This is a genomic window from Parapedobacter soli (genome assembly GCF_025460835.1).
Lineage (GTDB): Bacteria > Bacteroidota > Bacteroidia > Sphingobacteriales > Sphingobacteriaceae > Parapedobacter > Parapedobacter soli.
In genome coordinates, this window is sequence record NZ_JAMXAY010000003.1 from 64,544 (window position 1) to 81,432 (window position 16,889).

General features: G+C 52.3%; 19 protein-coding genes. 10 read left to right on the plus strand and 9 right to left on the minus strand.

The window, feature by feature from the left end:
* Nucleotides 1-38: 38 nt before the first annotated feature.
* Both NGM62_RS02410 and proS read right to left on the minus strand, forming a co-directional pair.
* Entirely contained in the window at nucleotides 39-827 is a 789-nt protein-coding gene (locus NGM62_RS02410) for a GDP-L-fucose synthase (protein WP_262245595.1), read from the minus strand.
* 32 nt (nucleotides 828-859) lie between these two features.
* Complete coding sequence (gene proS / locus NGM62_RS02415) at nucleotides 860-2,332, minus strand: proline--tRNA ligase (RefSeq protein WP_262245596.1); 1,473 nt, start codon at nucleotides 2,330-2,332, stop codon at nucleotides 860-862.
* Between the two features lie 254 nt (nucleotides 2,333-2,586).
* Between proS and NGM62_RS02420 the strand changes: the two genes are divergently transcribed.
* On the plus strand, nucleotides 2,587-3,684 hold the full coding sequence (locus NGM62_RS02420; protein ID WP_262245698.1) for a hypothetical protein: 1,098 nt from the start codon (nucleotides 2,587-2,589) through the stop codon (nucleotides 3,682-3,684).
* A 110-nt stretch (nucleotides 3,685-3,794) separates the two neighbouring features.
* The gene (locus NGM62_RS02425) at nucleotides 3,795-5,351 is read left to right on the plus strand and encodes an OmpP1/FadL family transporter (RefSeq protein ID WP_262245597.1); all 1,557 of its coding nucleotides are present in this window, start codon (nucleotides 3,795-3,797) and stop codon (nucleotides 5,349-5,351) included.
* An 80-nt stretch (nucleotides 5,352-5,431) separates the two neighbouring features.
* Here NGM62_RS02425 and NGM62_RS02430 read toward each other — a convergent pair whose 3' ends face one another.
* Both NGM62_RS02430 and NGM62_RS02435 read right to left on the minus strand, forming a co-directional pair.
* Nucleotides 5,432-5,917 (minus strand): Dps family protein, encoded by a 486-nt coding sequence (locus NGM62_RS02430; protein WP_262245598.1) that lies wholly within the window; start codon nucleotides 5,915-5,917, stop codon nucleotides 5,432-5,434.
* A 63-nt stretch (nucleotides 5,918-5,980) separates the two neighbouring features.
* Nucleotides 5,981-7,339, minus strand: a complete 1,359-nt coding sequence (locus NGM62_RS02435; protein WP_262245599.1) for an NfeD family protein — start codon at nucleotides 7,337-7,339, stop codon at nucleotides 5,981-5,983.
* A 41-nt stretch (nucleotides 7,340-7,380) separates the two neighbouring features.
* On the opposite strand from NGM62_RS02435, the gene NGM62_RS02440 reads away from it, so the two are divergent.
* The 3 genes from NGM62_RS02440 to NGM62_RS02450 are packed head-to-tail and all read left to right on the plus strand — an operon-like array spanning nucleotide 7,381 to nucleotide 9,700.
* Nucleotides 7,381-8,139 carry a DUF4905 domain-containing protein gene (locus NGM62_RS02440; protein ID WP_262245600.1) on the plus strand — a complete coding sequence of 253 codons (759 nt, stop codon included), beginning with the start codon at nucleotides 7,381-7,383 and terminating at the stop codon, nucleotides 8,137-8,139.
* An 18-nt stretch (nucleotides 8,140-8,157) separates the two neighbouring features.
* Nucleotides 8,158-9,060 (plus strand): DPBB and LysM peptidoglycan-binding domain-containing protein, encoded by a 903-nt coding sequence (locus tag NGM62_RS02445; protein WP_262245601.1) that lies wholly within the window; start codon nucleotides 8,158-8,160, stop codon nucleotides 9,058-9,060.
* Nucleotides 9,047-9,700 carry a uridine kinase family protein gene (locus NGM62_RS02450; RefSeq protein ID WP_262245602.1) on the plus strand — a complete coding sequence of 218 codons (654 nt, stop codon included), beginning with the start codon at nucleotides 9,047-9,049 and terminating at the stop codon, nucleotides 9,698-9,700. The genes NGM62_RS02445 and NGM62_RS02450 overlap by 14 nt, the downstream gene beginning before the upstream one ends.
* An 11-nt stretch (nucleotides 9,701-9,711) precedes the next feature.
* Here the strand turns inward: NGM62_RS02450 and NGM62_RS02455 are convergent, their stop codons facing one another.
* The 3 genes from NGM62_RS02455 to NGM62_RS02465 all read right to left on the minus strand — a co-directional run bounded on the left by NGM62_RS02455 (nucleotide 9,712) and on the right by NGM62_RS02465 (nucleotide 12,631).
* The gene (locus NGM62_RS02455; RefSeq protein WP_262245603.1) at nucleotides 9,712-10,371 is read right to left on the minus strand and encodes a 3-oxoacid CoA-transferase subunit B; all 660 of its coding nucleotides are present in this window, start codon (nucleotides 10,369-10,371) and stop codon (nucleotides 9,712-9,714) included.
* 10 nt (nucleotides 10,372-10,381) lie between these two features.
* Entirely contained in the window at nucleotides 10,382-11,083 is a 702-nt protein-coding gene (locus tag NGM62_RS02460) for a CoA transferase subunit A (protein ID WP_262245604.1), read from the minus strand.
* Between the two features lie 318 nt (nucleotides 11,084-11,401).
* On the minus strand, nucleotides 11,402-12,631 hold the full coding sequence (locus tag NGM62_RS02465; protein WP_262245605.1) for an MFS transporter: 1,230 nt from the start codon (nucleotides 12,629-12,631) through the stop codon (nucleotides 11,402-11,404).
* Nucleotides 12,632-12,813: 182 nt separating this feature from the next.
* Between NGM62_RS02465 and NGM62_RS02470 the strand changes: the two genes are divergently transcribed.
* From NGM62_RS02470 to NGM62_RS02485, 4 genes are all read left to right on the plus strand, one after another.
* Nucleotides 12,814-13,443: an AlbA family DNA-binding domain-containing protein gene (locus tag NGM62_RS02470; RefSeq protein ID WP_262245606.1), complete on the plus strand. Its 630-nt coding sequence runs from the start codon at nucleotides 12,814-12,816 to the stop codon at nucleotides 13,441-13,443.
* A gap of 85 nt (nucleotides 13,444-13,528) precedes the next feature.
* Nucleotides 13,529-13,969, plus strand: a complete 441-nt coding sequence (locus NGM62_RS02475; protein WP_262245607.1) for a transposase — start codon at nucleotides 13,529-13,531, stop codon at nucleotides 13,967-13,969.
* A gap of 5 nt (nucleotides 13,970-13,974) precedes the next feature.
* Nucleotides 13,975-14,616, plus strand: coding sequence for an SCO family protein (locus NGM62_RS02480; protein ID WP_262245608.1), 642 nt, complete (start codon nucleotides 13,975-13,977; stop codon nucleotides 14,614-14,616).
* A complete protein-coding gene (locus NGM62_RS02485; protein WP_262245609.1) occupies nucleotides 14,616-15,059 on the plus strand; it encodes a c-type cytochrome in 444 nt (147 codons plus the stop codon). Before NGM62_RS02480 ends, NGM62_RS02485 begins: the two co-directional genes overlap by 1 nt.
* A 9-nt stretch (nucleotides 15,060-15,068) precedes the next feature.
* Here NGM62_RS02485 and NGM62_RS02490 read toward each other — a convergent pair whose 3' ends face one another.
* Both NGM62_RS02490 and NGM62_RS02495 read right to left on the minus strand, forming a co-directional pair.
* The gene (locus NGM62_RS02490; protein ID WP_262245610.1) at nucleotides 15,069-15,452 is read right to left on the minus strand and encodes a DUF3037 domain-containing protein; all 384 of its coding nucleotides are present in this window, start codon (nucleotides 15,450-15,452) and stop codon (nucleotides 15,069-15,071) included.
* Complete coding sequence (locus NGM62_RS02495; RefSeq protein ID WP_262245611.1) at nucleotides 15,430-16,206, minus strand: HipA family kinase; 777 nt, start codon at nucleotides 16,204-16,206, stop codon at nucleotides 15,430-15,432. The genes NGM62_RS02490 and NGM62_RS02495 overlap by 23 nt, the downstream gene beginning before the upstream one ends.
* A 128-nt stretch (nucleotides 16,207-16,334) precedes the next feature.
* Between NGM62_RS02495 and NGM62_RS02500 the strand changes: the two genes are divergently transcribed.
* Nucleotides 16,335-16,883 (plus strand): DUF1599 domain-containing protein, encoded by a 549-nt coding sequence (locus NGM62_RS02500; protein ID WP_262245612.1) that lies wholly within the window; start codon nucleotides 16,335-16,337, stop codon nucleotides 16,881-16,883.
* The last annotated feature ends 6 nt before the right edge of the window (nucleotides 16,884-16,889 follow it).

The window sequence follows — 16,889 nt, forward strand, 5'->3', positions numbered from 1 at the left end:
CCTCAATAAACAAACGGAGCAAATACCCCGTTGTTTATTTAGAACTCCAATGGCGAACGGTACTCAAACCGATAACCCAAGTCAGCGATCAACCGTTCCGGCGACACTACCTTAGCGGTGTGGTCGGTTTCCGAGAAAGCTGCGGGCATGCCATAGCCGTATTTCGCCGCGGACGCCGCAATCACATCTTTTTTCAACGGATGCTCCGGGCAAACCACGTTGTAGGTTTTTCCGCGCGATTCCGCCGCAATCATCGCCAAGACGATGCCGTGGATATCCACCACGTGCACAAAATTGGCTGTCTGGTAGCCAATTTCGCAGACCTTACCAACAAAATGCTTTGCCATTACCCGTTCGAAGCCAAACAGTCCACCCAACCGCAGTATGTTCAACCCGGGGTAGGCCGCCCGTAGTGTCTGTTCACCCGACAATAGTTTCGGTTCCAGCTCCACATCCGGAAAGGTGTCCTCACCGATTATGGCACTCACCTTGGGATAGATGCCCACCGAGCCGAAAAAGAACGCCTGCCGGAACGACAATCCACCGAGGAAAGCCACCAATCCCGCGAAACGCCGGTGTATCGTTTCGACACTATCTTTATGCGTTATGGGCACGCTGATGATTGCCAGGTCGAACGCCTGCCGCCCCAACCCGGGGGGCACCTCACCCTTGTCGAAATCGACAACCCGTGCTTCCAGCCCAAGGGCCGCCAGCCGCCCCGCCTTTTCGGCTGACGTGCATGTCGCCCAAATGCGGTGCCCCGATTTCACCAGCTCGGTAGCCATATAAGTACCCACCCAGCCACAACCGACAATCAATATATCCATCCCATTGGAGCTATATAATCAATCCTTACTATTTAGTATGCTTTGGCAAACAGCACGCGCTGCGCAGAAGGTTTGCCTGTACGGATACACACTCCCGCTTCCTGCTTGTTGTTTAGCGGAATACAGCGGATTGTCGCCTTTGTTTCTTCTTTGATGAGCTGCTCCGTTTCCACTGTTCCATCCCAATGGGCCGACACAAATCCTCCCGGACCATCAAGCACCGCCTTAAATTCGTCGTATGAATCCACCTCTACCGTATGCGAATCACGGAATGCCAATGCTTTTGCATAGATATCGCGTTGCATATCGGCCAAGAGCCGTTCCACACGGTCTGCCAGTCCCGATTGGGCAACGGTCTCCTTGTGCTGCGTATCCCGCCTCGCCAGCTCCACGGTGCCATTCTCCATATCACGGGCACCTATAGCGATGCGTACGGGAACACCCTTCAACTCCCACTCGGCAAACTTAAAGCCCGGCCGCTGTGTGTCGCGGTCGTCATACTTGACGGATACGCCTTTGGCCTTCAGTTCAGTCATCACACGGTCTGCGAGATCACCGATGGCCTGTTTTTCTGCATCTTGTTTATAAATCGGTACAATGACTACCTGGATGGGGGCCAGCTGTGGCGGCAACACCAGGCCCTGGTCGTCGGAGTGCGCCATGATGAGTGCACCGAGCAGCCGAGTGGAAACACCCCATGAGGTAGCCCACACGTAATCCAGCTTTCCCTCCTTTGAGGTGAATTTCACGTCGAATGCTTTCGCGAAATTCTGCCCCAAGAAATGTGATGTACCCGCCTGCAATGCCTTCCCATCCTGCATCAATGCTTCGATACATAGCGTATCCAGCGCCCCTGCAAACCGCTCATTCTCGCTTTTCCGGCCACGAACCACCGGCAGTGCCATCCAGTTTTCCGCAAAATCGGCATACACTTCCAGCATCTTGTTCGCTTCGGCTACGGCCTCTTCTTCAGTGGCATGGGCTGTATGCCCCTCCTGCCACAGGAACTCCGCCGTGCGCAGAAACAGCCGCGTGCGCATCTCCCACCGTACCACGTTGGCCCACTGGTTCACCAAAATAGGCAGGTCGCGGTACGATTCGATCCACCCGCGGTACGTATTCCATATAATGGTTTCGGATGTTGGCCGCACAATCAGCTCCTCTTCCAGCTTAGCCGCTTCATCCACAACAATCTGGCCGTTGCCATCGTTCTTCAGCCGGTAGTGGGTTACCACTGCACACTCCGTTGCAAAACCTTCCACATGGGAAGCTTCCTTGGAGAAAAACGACTTCGGGATAAACAACGGGAAATAGGCGTTGCTATGTCCCGTATCTTTGAACATTTTATCGAGTGCTGCCTGCATCTTCTCCCATATCGCATAGCCGTAGGGTTTGATCACCATGCAGCCACGCACGGCCGAATGTTCGGCGAGATCAGCTTTTACCACAAGTTCGTTATACCACTGGGAGTAATCTGTCTCACGGCTCGTAATTCCTTTGCTCATCGTTGATTTTCTGTGAAAATATTATAAAACTTCCTCTAAAAAACGCTTCTCATCAGCACTTATACTTTTTTTGCTTACTCGGGCAAATATATCTAAGTTTGCGGAGTGGATACGCGTTTGAATTTCGCTTAGCAAAGGTATATGCTTTTGTCAAATTACCGAATAAAAAATGATCCGGCGATTAAACCAATCGTCCCAAATTCAGTCAATTACTGTAAAGCAGTGGGCTTTAACCAAAGGAAAGGATTTTTGAAATGAAAGCCAATAGATTAAGAATCAGCGCCATAGCTCTAATAAGCTTGTTCGTGTTCGGTGCGTGTAGCACCTCCCGGCAGGTAGCGTTCCGCGATGACGTCTATAACAATAACGCGAAGGCCAGGGAAGTCAACTACCAAAGCCCCGATTATTACTATGACGAAGGCACCGCGCAGGAAGAACAGTATGCCGGTGAGGGGTACTATGCAGATGATTATACGGACGAAGGTTACTACGATGACTATTATGCCGACGAATACGGCGACAGCGAATATGCCAACCGCATAAATCGCTTTTACTACAATACACCGGGCATGAGTTACTACGACCCGTGGTTCGACCCATGGTACGGTTACGGCTGGAACAGTGGGTTCAGCCTTGGTTTGGGTTGGGGTGGCTGGGGCCTCGGTTGGGGCAGCAGCTGGTATAACCCTTATTATTATCCATACTATGGTGGCTATTGGGGTTGGGGTTCGCCCTATTACGGGCGTGGCTATTGGGGCCCATACGCTTACAACCGCTGGGGTTGGGGCGGCTATGGCTACGGTTATGGGTATTATCCCGGGACCATCATCGTGAATAACCGCCACATGGCAGCGCGCTCATCGTCCCGCGACCGGATGAACACACGCACTTCACGCGCCTCTACACGCAATGCTACACGTACAGCGATTTCACGGGATGCCAACGGACGTATTTCGACCCGTACAGCGGTTACACGCAGTTCAGGCAATAATTCGGGTGTAAGGAGCAGCTCCTCACGCAACACCGAAGGTGTCAGAAGCGGTACATCAACGCGGTCTACGGGCCGGCAAACTGCACGGCCACAAGCTACCCGGCCACAAACGACGCGTCCATCGGCTACAGGGCGCTCGTCGGGCAGCAGTGCACGTCCGGCAAGGCCAAGCAGTTCACGGCCAAGCAGCAGCGCTAGGCCAGCATCTACGACTCGGCCCAGCACCTCAGCTCCACGCTCATCTGGCAGCAGTTCCCGCGGTTCGTCCGTATCACCGCCGTCACGGTCGTCCGGTTCGAGTTCGAGCGGTAGTAGCAGAGGAAGCAGCGGCAGTAGCAGCCGGGGCGGCAGGGGCCGGTGATCGCTTTGACCGATATTGGAATTTCATGGGCCAACTGAATCGTTTCCAGAAGGGATAAATCCGGGAATTAGTTTGGTTGGCCTATTTTATGAGCTTAATCGAGAGCAACCATGAATATGTATATCAGAAAAATAGCACTATCGGGACTTATGTTGGGTACACTCGGTCTCACCGCACAAGGCCAGTATCTCCAAGACGTTCTCCGATTTTCACAACCCGAACTGGGTGCAACAGCCCGGTTTAAAGGACTGGGCAACGCACAGACGGCGCTTGGGGGCGACCTCAGCTCGATTTCAGGCAATCCCGCCGGATTGGGCTTCTTCGGCCAGTCCGACTTCAGCATATCGCTCGACTACTCCAACGACCTCAATAAGGCCAGCTACTTTGGCACCAACAGCCAATACAATGTAGACAAACTGGGCTTCAACCAGATCGGTGCCGTTTTCCATATCCCTGCCCGCCGCGCGCGCGGAAGCGACCTGACTTCAGGATGGCTGAATTTCAATATCGGCGTGGGCTACAGCAAAACGAACAACTTCAATACTACGGTGGGCTTCACCGGCATCAATAGCGAAAGCAGCATAGCGGATTTCATGATGTACGAAGCCTATGAACCGGGCAATGTATACGGCGACTTCGGCTGGGATGCCGGGTTCATCGATGAACGACCGGTAGCGGGCGACTATGAGTATGTCCCGATGACAACATTAGACAATAAACAAACGGTAACCAATCGCGAAACCGGTTTCCAATCGGAAACGAATATTTCTTTTGGCGCCAATTACAGCAACATGCTTTACATCGGTGCGGGTATCGGGTTTACCCACATCAACCACGATGTCAACTATTTGTATATGGAAGACGGCGCCATGGAGAATTTCGGTTACATATTCAGTATGAACCCTGATTCGCGCTTTGTAGACCCTACAAATGCCGATTACGATGTTTACAATCCTTTGCTGGAGTCGGAGTACGAGTACGACAACGAATACTGGTCTAAAACTACTGGGAATGGCTTCAACGCCAAGATTGGGCTCATTTACAAACCCATAGACTATCTGCAGATCGGTGTCACAGCCATCTCGCCTACATGGTACAAGCTGACGAACGATTATGAAGACTATTTGAGTGTTACCAACTACCTGACGGACGGCTCATCGGAGAGTTTCCCCAGCGAGGGGGAACCTAGCTATTTCGATTATAACTTACGGAGCCCCTACCGCATCAGCGGCGGGGTTGCAGCTATTTTCGGTGGGGGACTCATCAGTGCCGACGTTGAATATTTGGACTACGCCAGCATGACGTTCTCGTCTGTCGACTCGAATACCGACAACATCATGAACGAGCAAATCCGTGACAACTTCACCCAGGCTGTCAACTTCAGGATCGGCGGCGAATACCTCGTGGCCCCGGCATTCCTTATCCGCGCAGGGTACGGCCATACGGGCAGCCCCTACAGTGGCTTCGAATTGACCACACAACGGGTATCTGCAGGGATAGGATACCGCGTAAATAATGTCTATATCGATTTGGCCTACCAGAACCTCACACAGAAATACGGCTGGCAGGTTTACGAGCTCGACGATGCCAACGAGTTTTACAGCCCGGTGGCAGACATCAGCAACTCACGCAACAGCGTGTTCCTTACCCTTGGATTCAAATTCTAAGTGTTTAAAATAAAGCCCGTGAAAAAGGCGGCAACCGGAACCCCGGCTGCCGCCTTTCTATTTGCAGAAAATCCGATCGTCTAAGCCTTCTTATTATTCACAAACGCTCGGAGCATCCAGTTCTGCTTTTCGTTAAATTGCATAAAAGCATTGACCATATCATTGGTCCCTTCGTCTTCCGCCTCGGATGTAATTTCCAAGAGGTCGCGCTGCATGGCAATCAATGCTTCCAAATCATCGATAATAGCCTTTACCATATCAACATCTTTCATACCGATGGTGTCCACCTCTTGGAGGTCAGCATGTTTCACATAATCCGCGAATGTACTGAAAGGCGATTTTCCCAGTGTCAGGATACGTTCTGCCAGCTCGTCGATCGTGGTGAGGGCGTTGGTATACAGCTCTTCAAACTTCGCGTGCAGCGTGAAGAAATGGCTGCCGCGCACATTCCAATGGCATCCGCGCAGCTTTTGGTAATGGATATGGTAATTCGCTAACAGGTCGTTCAGGTTATCAACAACAGGCCTTAATTTTTTCGCTTCTAAACTGATTACTTTTGTGCTCATAATGTTCTACTTTATTCGTTTCGTTGATACAACACTGAAAATTACGAAATGTTTACGAGAGTATCAGGAAGTACGTTTTTTTCTGACAAACAGATTATAGTTCTCGTGCTTCTCCACGTAGACTTCCTCCCCGATATCGATAAAGCCGTCCAGTGCAACCGCATCATACCACTTGCCTTCGATCTCCACCTTGCCCGAAGGCCTGAGCACCGTCTTCGCAACCCCTTCCTTATCCACCAATTCCAGGTTTACTTTTGATGAGGTATACCCTTCGGCCGATCGTTGCTCATCCTGCAGCACCAAACGTTTGAAAGCCCGTGTGTTGAGCAGGCTTTTACCAAAAATAACCATCACGATGGTGGCCACCACCATCGAGGCGATTACCAATAGAAACGAATTGAATAACATACCGGGTTCTGCGATTGAAAAGTCAAAATAATCATTCACCACCATACTGAACGCCAATCCGCATACTAAGCAGACAATACCCAATATACCAGCCACGCCGAATCCCGGGATGACGAATAGCTCCAATAAAATCAATACTATACCTACAAAGAACAGGGCAATTTCCCAGTTGTCTGCTAGTCCCTGTATATAAAGCGGTGCAAAGAACAACGCGGCAGCAATTATCGCGACGACCAGTGCGAATCCGATACCAGGGGTCTGCATTTCGAAATAGATCCCCCCGATGATCAGCAAGATCAGAATACCGCTCACCGCCGGATTGATGAGGAACGAGACAATCCGGTCTATCGTGGTTACCTGGTGCACGGTGATGTCAGGCGCATCCACGCCTTCGGCCACCAGCACCTCGGCCACGGATGAAGTCTCTGCTTCGGCCAAACCGATATCCACGGCCTCGGTCGAAGTAAGCGTCAGTATTTTCCCCGCGGGCTTGATGCTCGGTAGGTCTACGTCACCGTCCACGAAAGCTTCGGCTATCTTCGGGTCCCGCCCCTTCGCTTCCGCTGTGGCACGCATCAGCCCACGCATGTACGACTGGTGCTTTTCGGGCAGCAGCTGGCCCGACTGGTCCACCACACTTGCTGCTCCGATGCTAGACCCCTTGCTCATGTATATCCGATCGGCAGCGAGCGATATCAGCGCACCCGCCGACGCGGCATTATGGTTGATGAGGACTACCGTCTCCAGCGGCGAATCCAATATCCGGCTGCGGATGGAGTCGGCGAAGTTGACCATACCACCAAACGTATTCATCTCAATAAGCATCAAATCGACCTTATCTCCTTCCGCTTTGGCATACGCATTTTTTACCAGGCGCCATGCGCTGGGGCCGATGTCTTCTTTGAGGTCAAATCGGTAAATATGCTGTCCTTGGGCGGTGAATGCGAACAGTATCAAACAAATGACGGCCAACAGCAGGCCCAGCAATCCCTTTTGTTGTTTTTTTTCGTGCATATGATGCAGAATCGTTATATTTTTGAAGCCAATGAGGGCACATGGATAAATATACACTAAAAGTCGCATTCAAAAAAAGTTTTTTCGGAATGGTTTGGCGCATCGAAGCGGATACCGCCCGCAATCTACTCGCAGTGGAAACGCGCAACACGGAAACCGGAAAACCCTTATTCTCGGCATTCGATAGCCGCACGGGAGTGTCGTTTATCCATGAAAAACCCTATGGCGACCGGAACTGGGCGCTGGCCGGTACGGCCGACCGGAAACTGGTGATCAGGTCGTACGGCCAAAACAGCCCCGAAGGGGCCGGCATCGCCTGTATCGATGCTAATAACGGCCATGTACTTTGGGAACAATTCCATTATGTATTGGTGGGTATGGCCGGCACACGGCTCGCCGTACGCCACCGGAACCTGGCCGGTGGCTACGAGCAGCACCTCGACCTAGCTACGGGGGATTTGGTAAAAACAGGCACAACGGCTGGACACCCCGAGGAAGCCCCACAGGTTGTCATCCCACTTCGGTATGCGTACGGTATACCCGACAGTTTAGCCAATTACCCCGCCCACGGCGATATATTCTATTGCGAAATCGGCTCCCGGCAAGTGTGGGCATTCCATGAAGCAATACAAGATATGTATCGCGTGCGGATCGTCATATCCAGCGGGTTAACTATTGTGGCAGACCGGGTTGTACTCCCCGATCTGGTTAAGATGTTACCCGAATTATTCTTCGTGATCGGCAACCAGCTTTTCATTGTGAGTGATAATAAACAAGAAATTGTATCGTATTTAGTATAATTGCAACAAAATTTAAACATGAGCATACCACCTACATATCTGTCCTATCTATATCGCATATCTTTTTCCTTACTGGCAGTCCTTGCTGGCTGTCTCGATTTGTCCGCAAGTACCCCATGGTCGCCCCCGGATTCGGTGGGCGTGGAATACGAAAATGGCCGGAAAATAATCATCCATCAACTGGAAGCCAAAGAAACGTATTATGGCCTGAGCCGAAGATACCAAGTGCCGGTAAAAGACATCATCGCGGCCAACAACAACAAGGCCCTGAAAATCGGTGATACCGTGCGCATACCACAGGAAACGGTAGCCGACGCTGCGATTACCACAGCCGTCGACACGGCCGCGCAACCGGAGGTAGTCGTTCCTATATTGGCTCAGGGCGAGTATACCGCCTATAAGGTCGGGAAAGGGGAAACACTATTTACTATCTCGAAACGCTTCATCATTTCCGTAGAAAGTATCAAACGGGCAAACGGCCTTACCAGCGAATCGATACAAGCCGGCACAATATTGAAAATACCCAACGAAGAACTCCCACCCCCTCCACCTACCATCGACGAAATCATTGTGCACGACGCCGACACTGCAGCGGAAACCGGATTGGAGATCCCGGCCAACAAGTACGGTATCCGCGAGATGTCTGAAAAAGGCATCGGCGTATGGATAGACAACCTCAGCCAGGAGGGCGGCAGCATGCTGGCGTTGCACAAAACGGCGCCCGTGGGTACGGTCATCAAAATCACCAACCCGATGACCCGGCGTACCACATTCGCCAAAGTGGTTGGCAAGTTTGCCGACACCGCCGACACCAAAGATGCCATTATCGTCATATCCAAATCAGCTGCGTCGCTGATCGGCGTCCTGGATCGGCGCTTCCAGGTAGAAATAGCATACGGTGCACCAAATGAACCGGACTAGCGCACCTTTCGTCGTCGGTATTGCCGGGAGCAGCGGGTCGGGGAAAACATTTTTCCTCCACTGCTTCCTCAACCATTTTGCAGCCCACGAAGTGGCCCTTATTTCACAAGACGACTATTACATCCCGGCCAATACGAAAACCAAAGAGGAGAATAAACTGTATAATTTCGACCTGCCCACGGCTATCGACCAGCCAGCATTCGAACGCGATATCAAGCTGCTCCTTCAGGGGGATACCGTATACCGCCAAGAATACACCTTCAATAACCCGGCGCTCAAGCCGAAGATGATCGAAACCAACCCCGCGCCGATCCTTATTGTCGAAGGGCTGTTCATTTTCTATTACAAGGAGGTCAACGCGCTGCTTGACCACCGCGTATTCCTGCACGCTGATGAGGAGGTAGCCCTGCAACGGCGGCTGAAGCGGGACCTTGTGGAGCGCGGCTACGACGAAGACGATGTCCGGTATAAATGGGTAAACCACGTGATGCCCGCGTACCGCGAATACCTGCTCCCCTTCCGGGAGCAGTGCGACCGCGTCATCATCAATAACACAGATGACCCCAAGCCGATCATAGCCATTACCAGTGAGATATCTGCACATCTACGGGAAAAGGTCCTCGGGCTCAGCGGCCAATAGCCTATAACCGCCTACAGCTGCATTTCGGGAATATCACCTTCAGCAATGAATTTTCCGGCGGTGGCATTGCGGATTTCGCTTACGCTAACCCCCGGTGCCCGCTCGCGCAGGTGGAATCCACCGTTTGCTATATCAACCTCAAAAACAGCCATTTCGGTAACTATCTTTCGGATACAGCGCACCCCAGTGAGCGGTAGCTTACAGGTGGGGAGCAACTTGCTTTCGCCCGCCTTGTTCGTCTGCTGCATCGCCACGATGATATTCTTTGCCGACGCCACCAGATCCATCGCCCCGCCCATCCCTTTTACGAGCTTCCCCGGGATTTTCCAACTGGCGATGTCGCCGTGCTCCGATACTTCCATGGCCCCCAAGATGGTCAAGTCAACCTTCTGTGCCCTGATCATCCCGAAACTCATCGCCGAATCAAAGATTGCCGCCCCGGGCAGCGTGGTAATGGTCTGCTTCCCCGCATTGATCAAATCGGCGTCTTCCTCGCCTGCCATGGGGAATGGCCCCATCCCCAGCAACCCATTCTCCGATTGGAGTACCACATCGATGGTATCGGGGATATAATTGGCCACCAGCGTCGGTATACCAATTCCCAGGTTCACATAGTATCCGTCCCTTATTTCCTTTGCGATCCGTTTCGCAATCCCGTTCTTATCAAGCATGTTTTCCGATTTAGTGGTCCTGCCGAACCGTCCGTTGCTCAATCCGTTTCTCGTAGTTTGTACCCTGAAAAATCCGGTGCACGTAGATGCCGGGGGTGTGGATGTGGTCTGGGTCGAGCTCCCCGGCCGGCACCAGCTCCTCCACCTCGGCAATCGTGATCTTGCCGGCCATCGCCATCACCGGATTGAAGTTGCGCGCCGTCATGCGGTACATCAGGTTGCCTGCTGTATCGCCTTTCCAAGCCTTCACCAAGGCAAATTCGGCCTCAAATGCCATTTCCAGCAAGTAATCTTTGCCTCCGAAATTCCGTACTTCCTTCCCTTCGGCAACTTCGGTACCCACACCGGCCGGTGTAAAGATGGCAGGCATGCCATATCCAGCCGCCATGCAGCGTGTCGCCAACGTGCCCTGCGGCACCAGTTCCACCTCCAATTCGCCGGTAAGCAGCTGCCGCTCAAACTCGGCATTCTCACCTACGTAAGAGGCAATCATCTTTTTCACCTGCCGCTTCTGGAGCAGCAGGCCTATCCCGAAGTCGTCTACCCCCGCATTGTTCGAAATACAGGTTAAACCTGAAATCCCCCGTTCCGCAATCTCATGGATGCAGTTTTCGGGGATGCCGCACAAACCAAAACCACCAAGCATCAACGTCATCCCGTCAGATATGCCGGCAATGGCTTCTTTGGCATTAGCAACTACTTTATTAATCATAAGCGTCTTCAATTGGTTACCCCCCACAACCGGGGATGTTGACAAGTTACGAAAGTTGCTTTATCCATGCAAATCGAAGTAACGAAACCGGCAGCACCTAAAAATTCAAGCCATACTAATTGGAATTTTTCTAAATAAAGTATACTTTTGCAGCGTTATGTTTGAGGAGCAATCACTTACAGGTCTCGAAGCCGCCCATGGTACCGACCCGCAGCATTTCAAAGGATTGAATCCTTATTGCGACGGATGCGGCTGTGATTTCAAGAAGTGCTGCAAAAAGTACAAACGCGGCAAACGCTGCAAGAAATGCCCCAAACGCTAATCCTCCACAAAATCCAGATCCCGGTCAAAGCTTTCTTTCAATTGACTGATTGCGAATATCGCTATCCCCGTAAGCAGGAAGATCATGATGTAGGCAGCGGTGATGATACCGGTCCGTTCCACAAAAAACTCAAAAAGCAGTGTTGACGGGATCAACGCTCCCCGTACAAAATTGGGTGCCGTGGTGGTCACGGTAGCCCTCAGGTTGGTTCCGAACTGTTCCGATGCGATGGTCACAAACGTCGCCCAGTAGCCAATGGATATCCCCATGAAAAAAGCGACCCAATGGAAGCGTGTTTCGGTAATCCCTTCGCTGCTAAGGTACCAGACCGACGATGCAATGATCATGAGCTGGAAGATGAATACCGCCAGGCGACGCGATTTTGTTATTTGGGCAAACAAGCCCGCTGCCATATCACCCAGCGAGAGGCCCAAATAGGTAAATAAAATCCCCTTGCCGGCGCTCAATGTTACCGGGGCCCCCAGTGCCTTGCCGAACTCCGGCGCCTGGGTCACCAATATGCCCACCACAAACCAGATCGGCAGGCCGATGAGCAGGCAATACACGTAACGTTTAAACCGGTCGGCATTCGTGAACAGCATACTCAGCCTGCCTTTTTCGATGGAGTTTGCCGATACCTTTTTAAACATACCCGACTCAAACGTCCCCACGCGCAGGACAAGTAGCAGCAACCCCATCCCGCCGCCAACGAAATACGCATGGCGCCAATCGAAAAATTCGGAAACAAAGTAGGCAGCAATCGCGCCCAGCACCCCCACCGATGCAACGATCATGGTGCCATATCCCCGCTTGTTTCTATCCATCGCCTCGCTCACCAAGGTAATGCCCGCACCCAGCTCGCCCGCCAGCCCCACACCCGCGATGAAACGGATAATGGCATACGAATGGATGTCGTGTACCATCCCGTTCGCAATATTGGCAATCGAATACATGAGGATAGACCCAAAGAGCACCTTAATGCGACCGAATTTATCACCCAGTATGCCCCATAGCAGGCCACCTATCAACAATCCGCCCATCTGCATATTCAGCACATATTCGCCTCCCGTACGCATATCGGCCTCCGGAATGCCGATATCGTGGAAACTCTGCACCCGGACAATGGAAAAAATCACAAGGTCATATATATCAACAAAATAGCCCAACGCGGCTACGATAACCAACAGCCATGTATTTCTGGTGCTGGTTAGGCTTTCTTTGGTCATTGCGCAATGATTTATGGTGCTAAAATAATGTTTTCATGGAAATTCAACCTCCGACCGGCCAACAAATTTTCCGTCTTTCAAAATTTGTGGCTATCTTAGTGGGGGTATACTACCCCTGGGGGACTGCATTGAAATGCATATAATCGCGCATAGTAGGCAAATACACCATTAAGCAAACAGACGTGACCATCAAGACGTTGATACTCCAAGGCGAAGGCGAGCAGCTCGACTTCAAAAACAAGATCAGCAACTGCGGAAAAATAGCCAAGACATTGGTGGCCTTTGCAAATACCAAAGGGGGTAAATTACTGGTGGGCGTAGCCGACGACGGCACCATCAAAGGCGTTAAAAGCGAAGATGAAGAGAAATATATGCTTCAACACGCCGGCCAGCACTATTGCCGCCCCACGATCGACCTGCATTTCACGGAGGTATATGTGGACGACAAACTCGTACTGGTTGGCGAGGTTCCCGAGAGCGACCTCAAGCCGCATTACGCGCTAGACGATAACGGCAAGTGGTGGGTTTATGTGCGGGTGGGCGACAAAAGCCTGCTGGCGGGCAAGGTGGTGGTCGACGTGTTGCACCAAAGCAACAGGCCCGAAGGCGTGCAATTCAGTTTTACCGAGAAGGAAAAGGCCCTTATGGAATACGTGCATACCCATACGCGCTCGAACTTACCGGAATTATGCAGCCACCTCCAGCTGTCGCGGCGGCGTACACAGCGTATCCTGGTCAACCTCATCGTTGCAGGCGTCATCGAAGTACACTGTGGCGACCATGAAGAATATTACACGGAAAAAGTCCCCTAACATTCAGGCACGGTTTCTGGTGTGCCTGATTGTATATGAACGGGAATTTAGCTAAGTTTGTCATCTAACAAAAAAACAGAAGATCATGAAGAAAACGATGTTTACAGCCGCCGCCCTCCTGCTGCTGCTTTCGGCCTGCAACAGCGGTGGCGATACCGGCGAAATCGATAGACTACGTGACGAGGCCATTGCTATCCACGACGATATCATGCCCCAAATCAGTGCATTTGACCGCAACACCATAAAAATAGACTCCCTCTTATCGAGTTTGCCGCAACTGAAGTCCGAAAACCCGGATATAGATACCGCACAGACCCGCTCAAACCTTAGCGGATTGAAAGACCGGCTCAATGAGGCCACCAATGCCATGATGGACTGGATGACGGAATTCGATGTCGACCCGCAGGATAAATCGGCAGCCGAAATCAAGACATACTACGAGGGAGAGGTGGAAAAGGTGAAACAAATGAAGCAACTCTTTGACGAGGTAGCCAAGGAAAGCGCTGAAAAACTAGCACAATTCTGAGTGGCATGCGGATAAGTGATATACTGGCAGCCACCTTTGCGTTGAGCGTGGTGGTGGCCTGCCAACAACCTACGGAGACAAGCCTGCCTATCTTGGGAGCCCGCGAACCGGTTACGAAAGTGGTGGACGGCCAAACGGTGACCGACACGGTATACCACACCATTGCCGACTTCCGGTTGCTCAACCAGGATAGTGTTTTCATTGACAACCACACTTTTGAAAACGGTGTGTACGTGGCTAATTTTTTCTTCACCCACTGCCCGAGCATCTGCCCCACCATGCAGCGCAACCTGCTGAAAGTTTACGAGAAATACAAAGGCGACGAGCGCGTACGTTTCCTGTCACACAGCATCGATTTCCGCTATGATACCCCCAGCGTACTCAAAACGTATGCTGGGAAACTCGGCGTAACGAACGACCAGTGGCAATTCGTAACCGGCAGCAAAGCTGCTATCTACGGCCTATCCGACAGCTACATGGTTTATACCAAGGAAGACGCTGCGGTGCCCGGTGGCTATGACCACTCCGGCCACCTGCTGCTAGTGGATAAGGACCGGCATATCCGCGGGGCGTATGACGGCACCGACGACGCGCAGGTACAGCTACTTATCAACGACCTGGAAACCCTGCTGAAATCATACAAGTGATGCGGAACCGCTGGTTGTACATCTGTGCGGCTTCGCTATCCATGTACCTGGCATTCCATGCGTGCCAGGGCGAGCAAGCCATCCGCACGGCACAGTATACCGTAAACGGACAGCGGGTATACGCCGCGCATTGCCAGAATTGCCACGGAGCCAACGGCGAAGGGCTCGGCACCCTGTATCCTCCGCTTACGGACAGCACTTTCCTCAACGAGCATCGGCAGCGGTTGGCATGCTTCATCAAACACGGCCTCACGGGCCCCATCGAGGTAGGTGGGATAACATTCGACACCGAAATGCCCCCCACGCCTACGCTCACCCCGATCGAAATAGCCTACGTGCTCACCTACATCGGCAATTCGTTCGGCAACTCAATGGATATGTTCACCATCGAGGAAGTACAAGCCGGGCTCACCGCATGTAGCGGCGATAGCACAATCAAGTAAAGGGATAATTTACAGCACCAGCTCCTGGAATAGGCGTTCCAAGGTCTCCGCCGCATGGACGCACAATCCGGGGTGCACGGGCGATGTCTGGACAACCGTGCTCCGCTTAGCGGTAAGCCACCTGAAACGTTCGGCCATGGGCAAGGTCGCAATGGGCCCTCCCACCGGTTCGCCGTGGCATATATGCCCGAAGGCCCGCAGGTAAGCCTCCAGCTCGCCGATAGACACCGGAAGGCGGAATGCCGCTAGCCGCTGTGCGTCCAGCGCATACCGCATGGCCAGCAGCCGCTGCCCGCGGCAATACAGTACTACACCGATATTCAGGAATTCCTCACGCTCCACCTGCGGCACCAAGCGGATAACCGCGTATTCAAATAATTCTCTCCCGGGCATCTTGTGCTTCTTTTACAAAAACCTCCGAAGCGGCTACCCGCATCTTCAAAAACTGCCGGTAAACATCCCGCGCAGATGCCGGCGTCTCACCATCCACCGCAGCCAGCCACTCATCGGGCACCTGCTCTACAATGTGGTCAATCAGCGAGTTGGTAAGCTTGGTTTTCAGCAATTTATCAGCTTCTTCCAACTGAGATGCCCACGGCAGGAGTACATGGTCTTTTACACGCACGAAAGGTTTGGTGGCTTGCTCCTGCCAGTTATCCCACGTATGGTGGAAGTAGAGGGATGCCCCATGGTCGATGAGCCATAACTCCTTGTGCCACATCAGCATGTTGGTATTCTTCGCCGTCCGGTCCACATTAGTCAGCAGGCAGTCAAGCCACACAATCCGCGAAGCCAGCGCCGCATCCAGCTGCGTTACGGCAGGGTCGAACGTGATGGCGCCCGACAGGTAGTGCAACGCCAGGTTCAGTCCGGTGCTGGCCCGCAGCAGATCCTGTATTTCTTCATCGGGCTCAGTCCGGCCGAACGCCTCATCGAGCTGTGCAAATACCAGCTCGGGAACACGGAAACCGAGGGCATGTGCAATTGCACCGCCCAGCAACTCGGCGATGAGCGCCCTGCCGCCCTGCCCCGCACCACGGAACTTCAGCGCATAAAGGAAGCCATCATCGGCCTCCACAATAGCGGGCAGCGACCCGCCCTCACGCAGCGGCGTCACATAACGGGTTACCTGCACGGTTCGTATCATCGAATTTTCCACGTCCCAAACTTAGTCAAATTCACTTTATATGCAAACCTTATCCTTGCTCCTCCAATCCTTACTCTTTCTTCTTTCCCTAAGGCTAATCGGCAAATCTTTTTATCTTTGTCACTACCATGGATACATCAACACAGTACGACCGCATTATCGAGCATTGCCAACAATTATTTGCAAAGAAGACTGCCGACTACGGCACCTCTTGGCGGATTATGCGGCCGGCCTCGATTACCGACCAACTTTACATCAAAGCACAGCGTATCCGCACCCTTGAAGAAAAAAAAGTATCCAAGGTGGGCGAAGGGGTCACGGACGAGTACATCGGAATCGTCAACTATTGCATAATCGGCATCTTACAGCTGGAGCTCGGCACCAGCATGAATGAGCAACTGGCACCTGAAGCCGTGGAGCAGGGATACCGCGAGGCCGTCCGGGAAACCAAGGAACTGATGTTTGCCAAAAACCACGATTACGGCGAGGCATGGCGCGACATGCGCCTTACGTCGCTCACCGACCTCATCCTCACCAAGATTTACCGTGTAAAGCAAATCGAAGACAACGAGGGGCAGACGGTGGTTTCCGAAGGTGTAAAAGCAAACTACCAAGATATGCTCAACTATGCGGTCTTTGCGCTCATCAAACTCGGACTGGCCGACAGCAAATCTTAAACAAGT

Coding starts and splice junctions, on each gene's coding strand:
- NGM62_RS02495 (WP_262245611.1), bottom strand. CDS start 16,206: ATGATACGAACCGTGCAGGTAACCCGTTATGTGACGCCGCTGCGTGAG.
- NGM62_RS02500 (WP_262245612.1), top strand. CDS start 16,335: ATGGATACATCAACACAGTACGACCGCATTATCGAGCATTGCCAACAA.
- NGM62_RS02490 (WP_262245610.1), bottom strand. CDS start 15,452: ATGCCCGGGAGAGAATTATTTGAATACGCGGTTATCCGCTTGGTGCCG.
- NGM62_RS02440 (WP_262245600.1), top strand. CDS start 7,381: ATGGATAAATATACACTAAAAGTCGCATTCAAAAAAAGTTTTTTCGGA.
- NGM62_RS02465 (WP_262245605.1), bottom strand. CDS start 12,631: ATGACCAAAGAAAGCCTAACCAGCACCAGAAATACATGGCTGTTGGTT.
- NGM62_RS02420 (WP_262245698.1), top strand. CDS start 2,587: ATGAAAGCCAATAGATTAAGAATCAGCGCCATAGCTCTAATAAGCTTG.
- NGM62_RS02430 (WP_262245598.1), bottom strand. CDS start 5,917: ATGAGCACAAAAGTAATCAGTTTAGAAGCGAAAAAATTAAGGCCTGTT.
- NGM62_RS02455 (WP_262245603.1), bottom strand. CDS start 10,371: ATGCTTGATAAGAACGGGATTGCGAAACGGATCGCAAAGGAAATAAGG.
- NGM62_RS02425 (WP_262245597.1), top strand. CDS start 3,795: ATGAATATGTATATCAGAAAAATAGCACTATCGGGACTTATGTTGGGT.
- NGM62_RS02485 (WP_262245609.1), top strand. CDS start 14,616: ATGCGGAACCGCTGGTTGTACATCTGTGCGGCTTCGCTATCCATGTAC.
- NGM62_RS02480 (WP_262245608.1), top strand. CDS start 13,975: ATGCGGATAAGTGATATACTGGCAGCCACCTTTGCGTTGAGCGTGGTG.
- NGM62_RS02475 (WP_262245607.1), top strand. CDS start 13,529: ATGAAGAAAACGATGTTTACAGCCGCCGCCCTCCTGCTGCTGCTTTCG.
- NGM62_RS02435 (WP_262245599.1), bottom strand. CDS start 7,339: ATGCACGAAAAAAAACAACAAAAGGGATTGCTGGGCCTGCTGTTGGCC.
- NGM62_RS02450 (WP_262245602.1), top strand. CDS start 9,047: ATGAACCGGACTAGCGCACCTTTCGTCGTCGGTATTGCCGGGAGCAGC.
- NGM62_RS02410 (WP_262245595.1), bottom strand. CDS start 827: ATGGATATATTGATTGTCGGTTGTGGCTGGGTGGGTACTTATATGGCT.
- NGM62_RS02460 (WP_262245604.1), bottom strand. CDS start 11,083: ATGATTAATAAAGTAGTTGCTAATGCCAAAGAAGCCATTGCCGGCATA.
- proS (WP_262245596.1), bottom strand. CDS start 2,332: ATGAGCAAAGGAATTACGAGCCGTGAGACAGATTACTCCCAGTGGTAT.
- NGM62_RS02445 (WP_262245601.1), top strand. CDS start 8,158: ATGAGCATACCACCTACATATCTGTCCTATCTATATCGCATATCTTTT.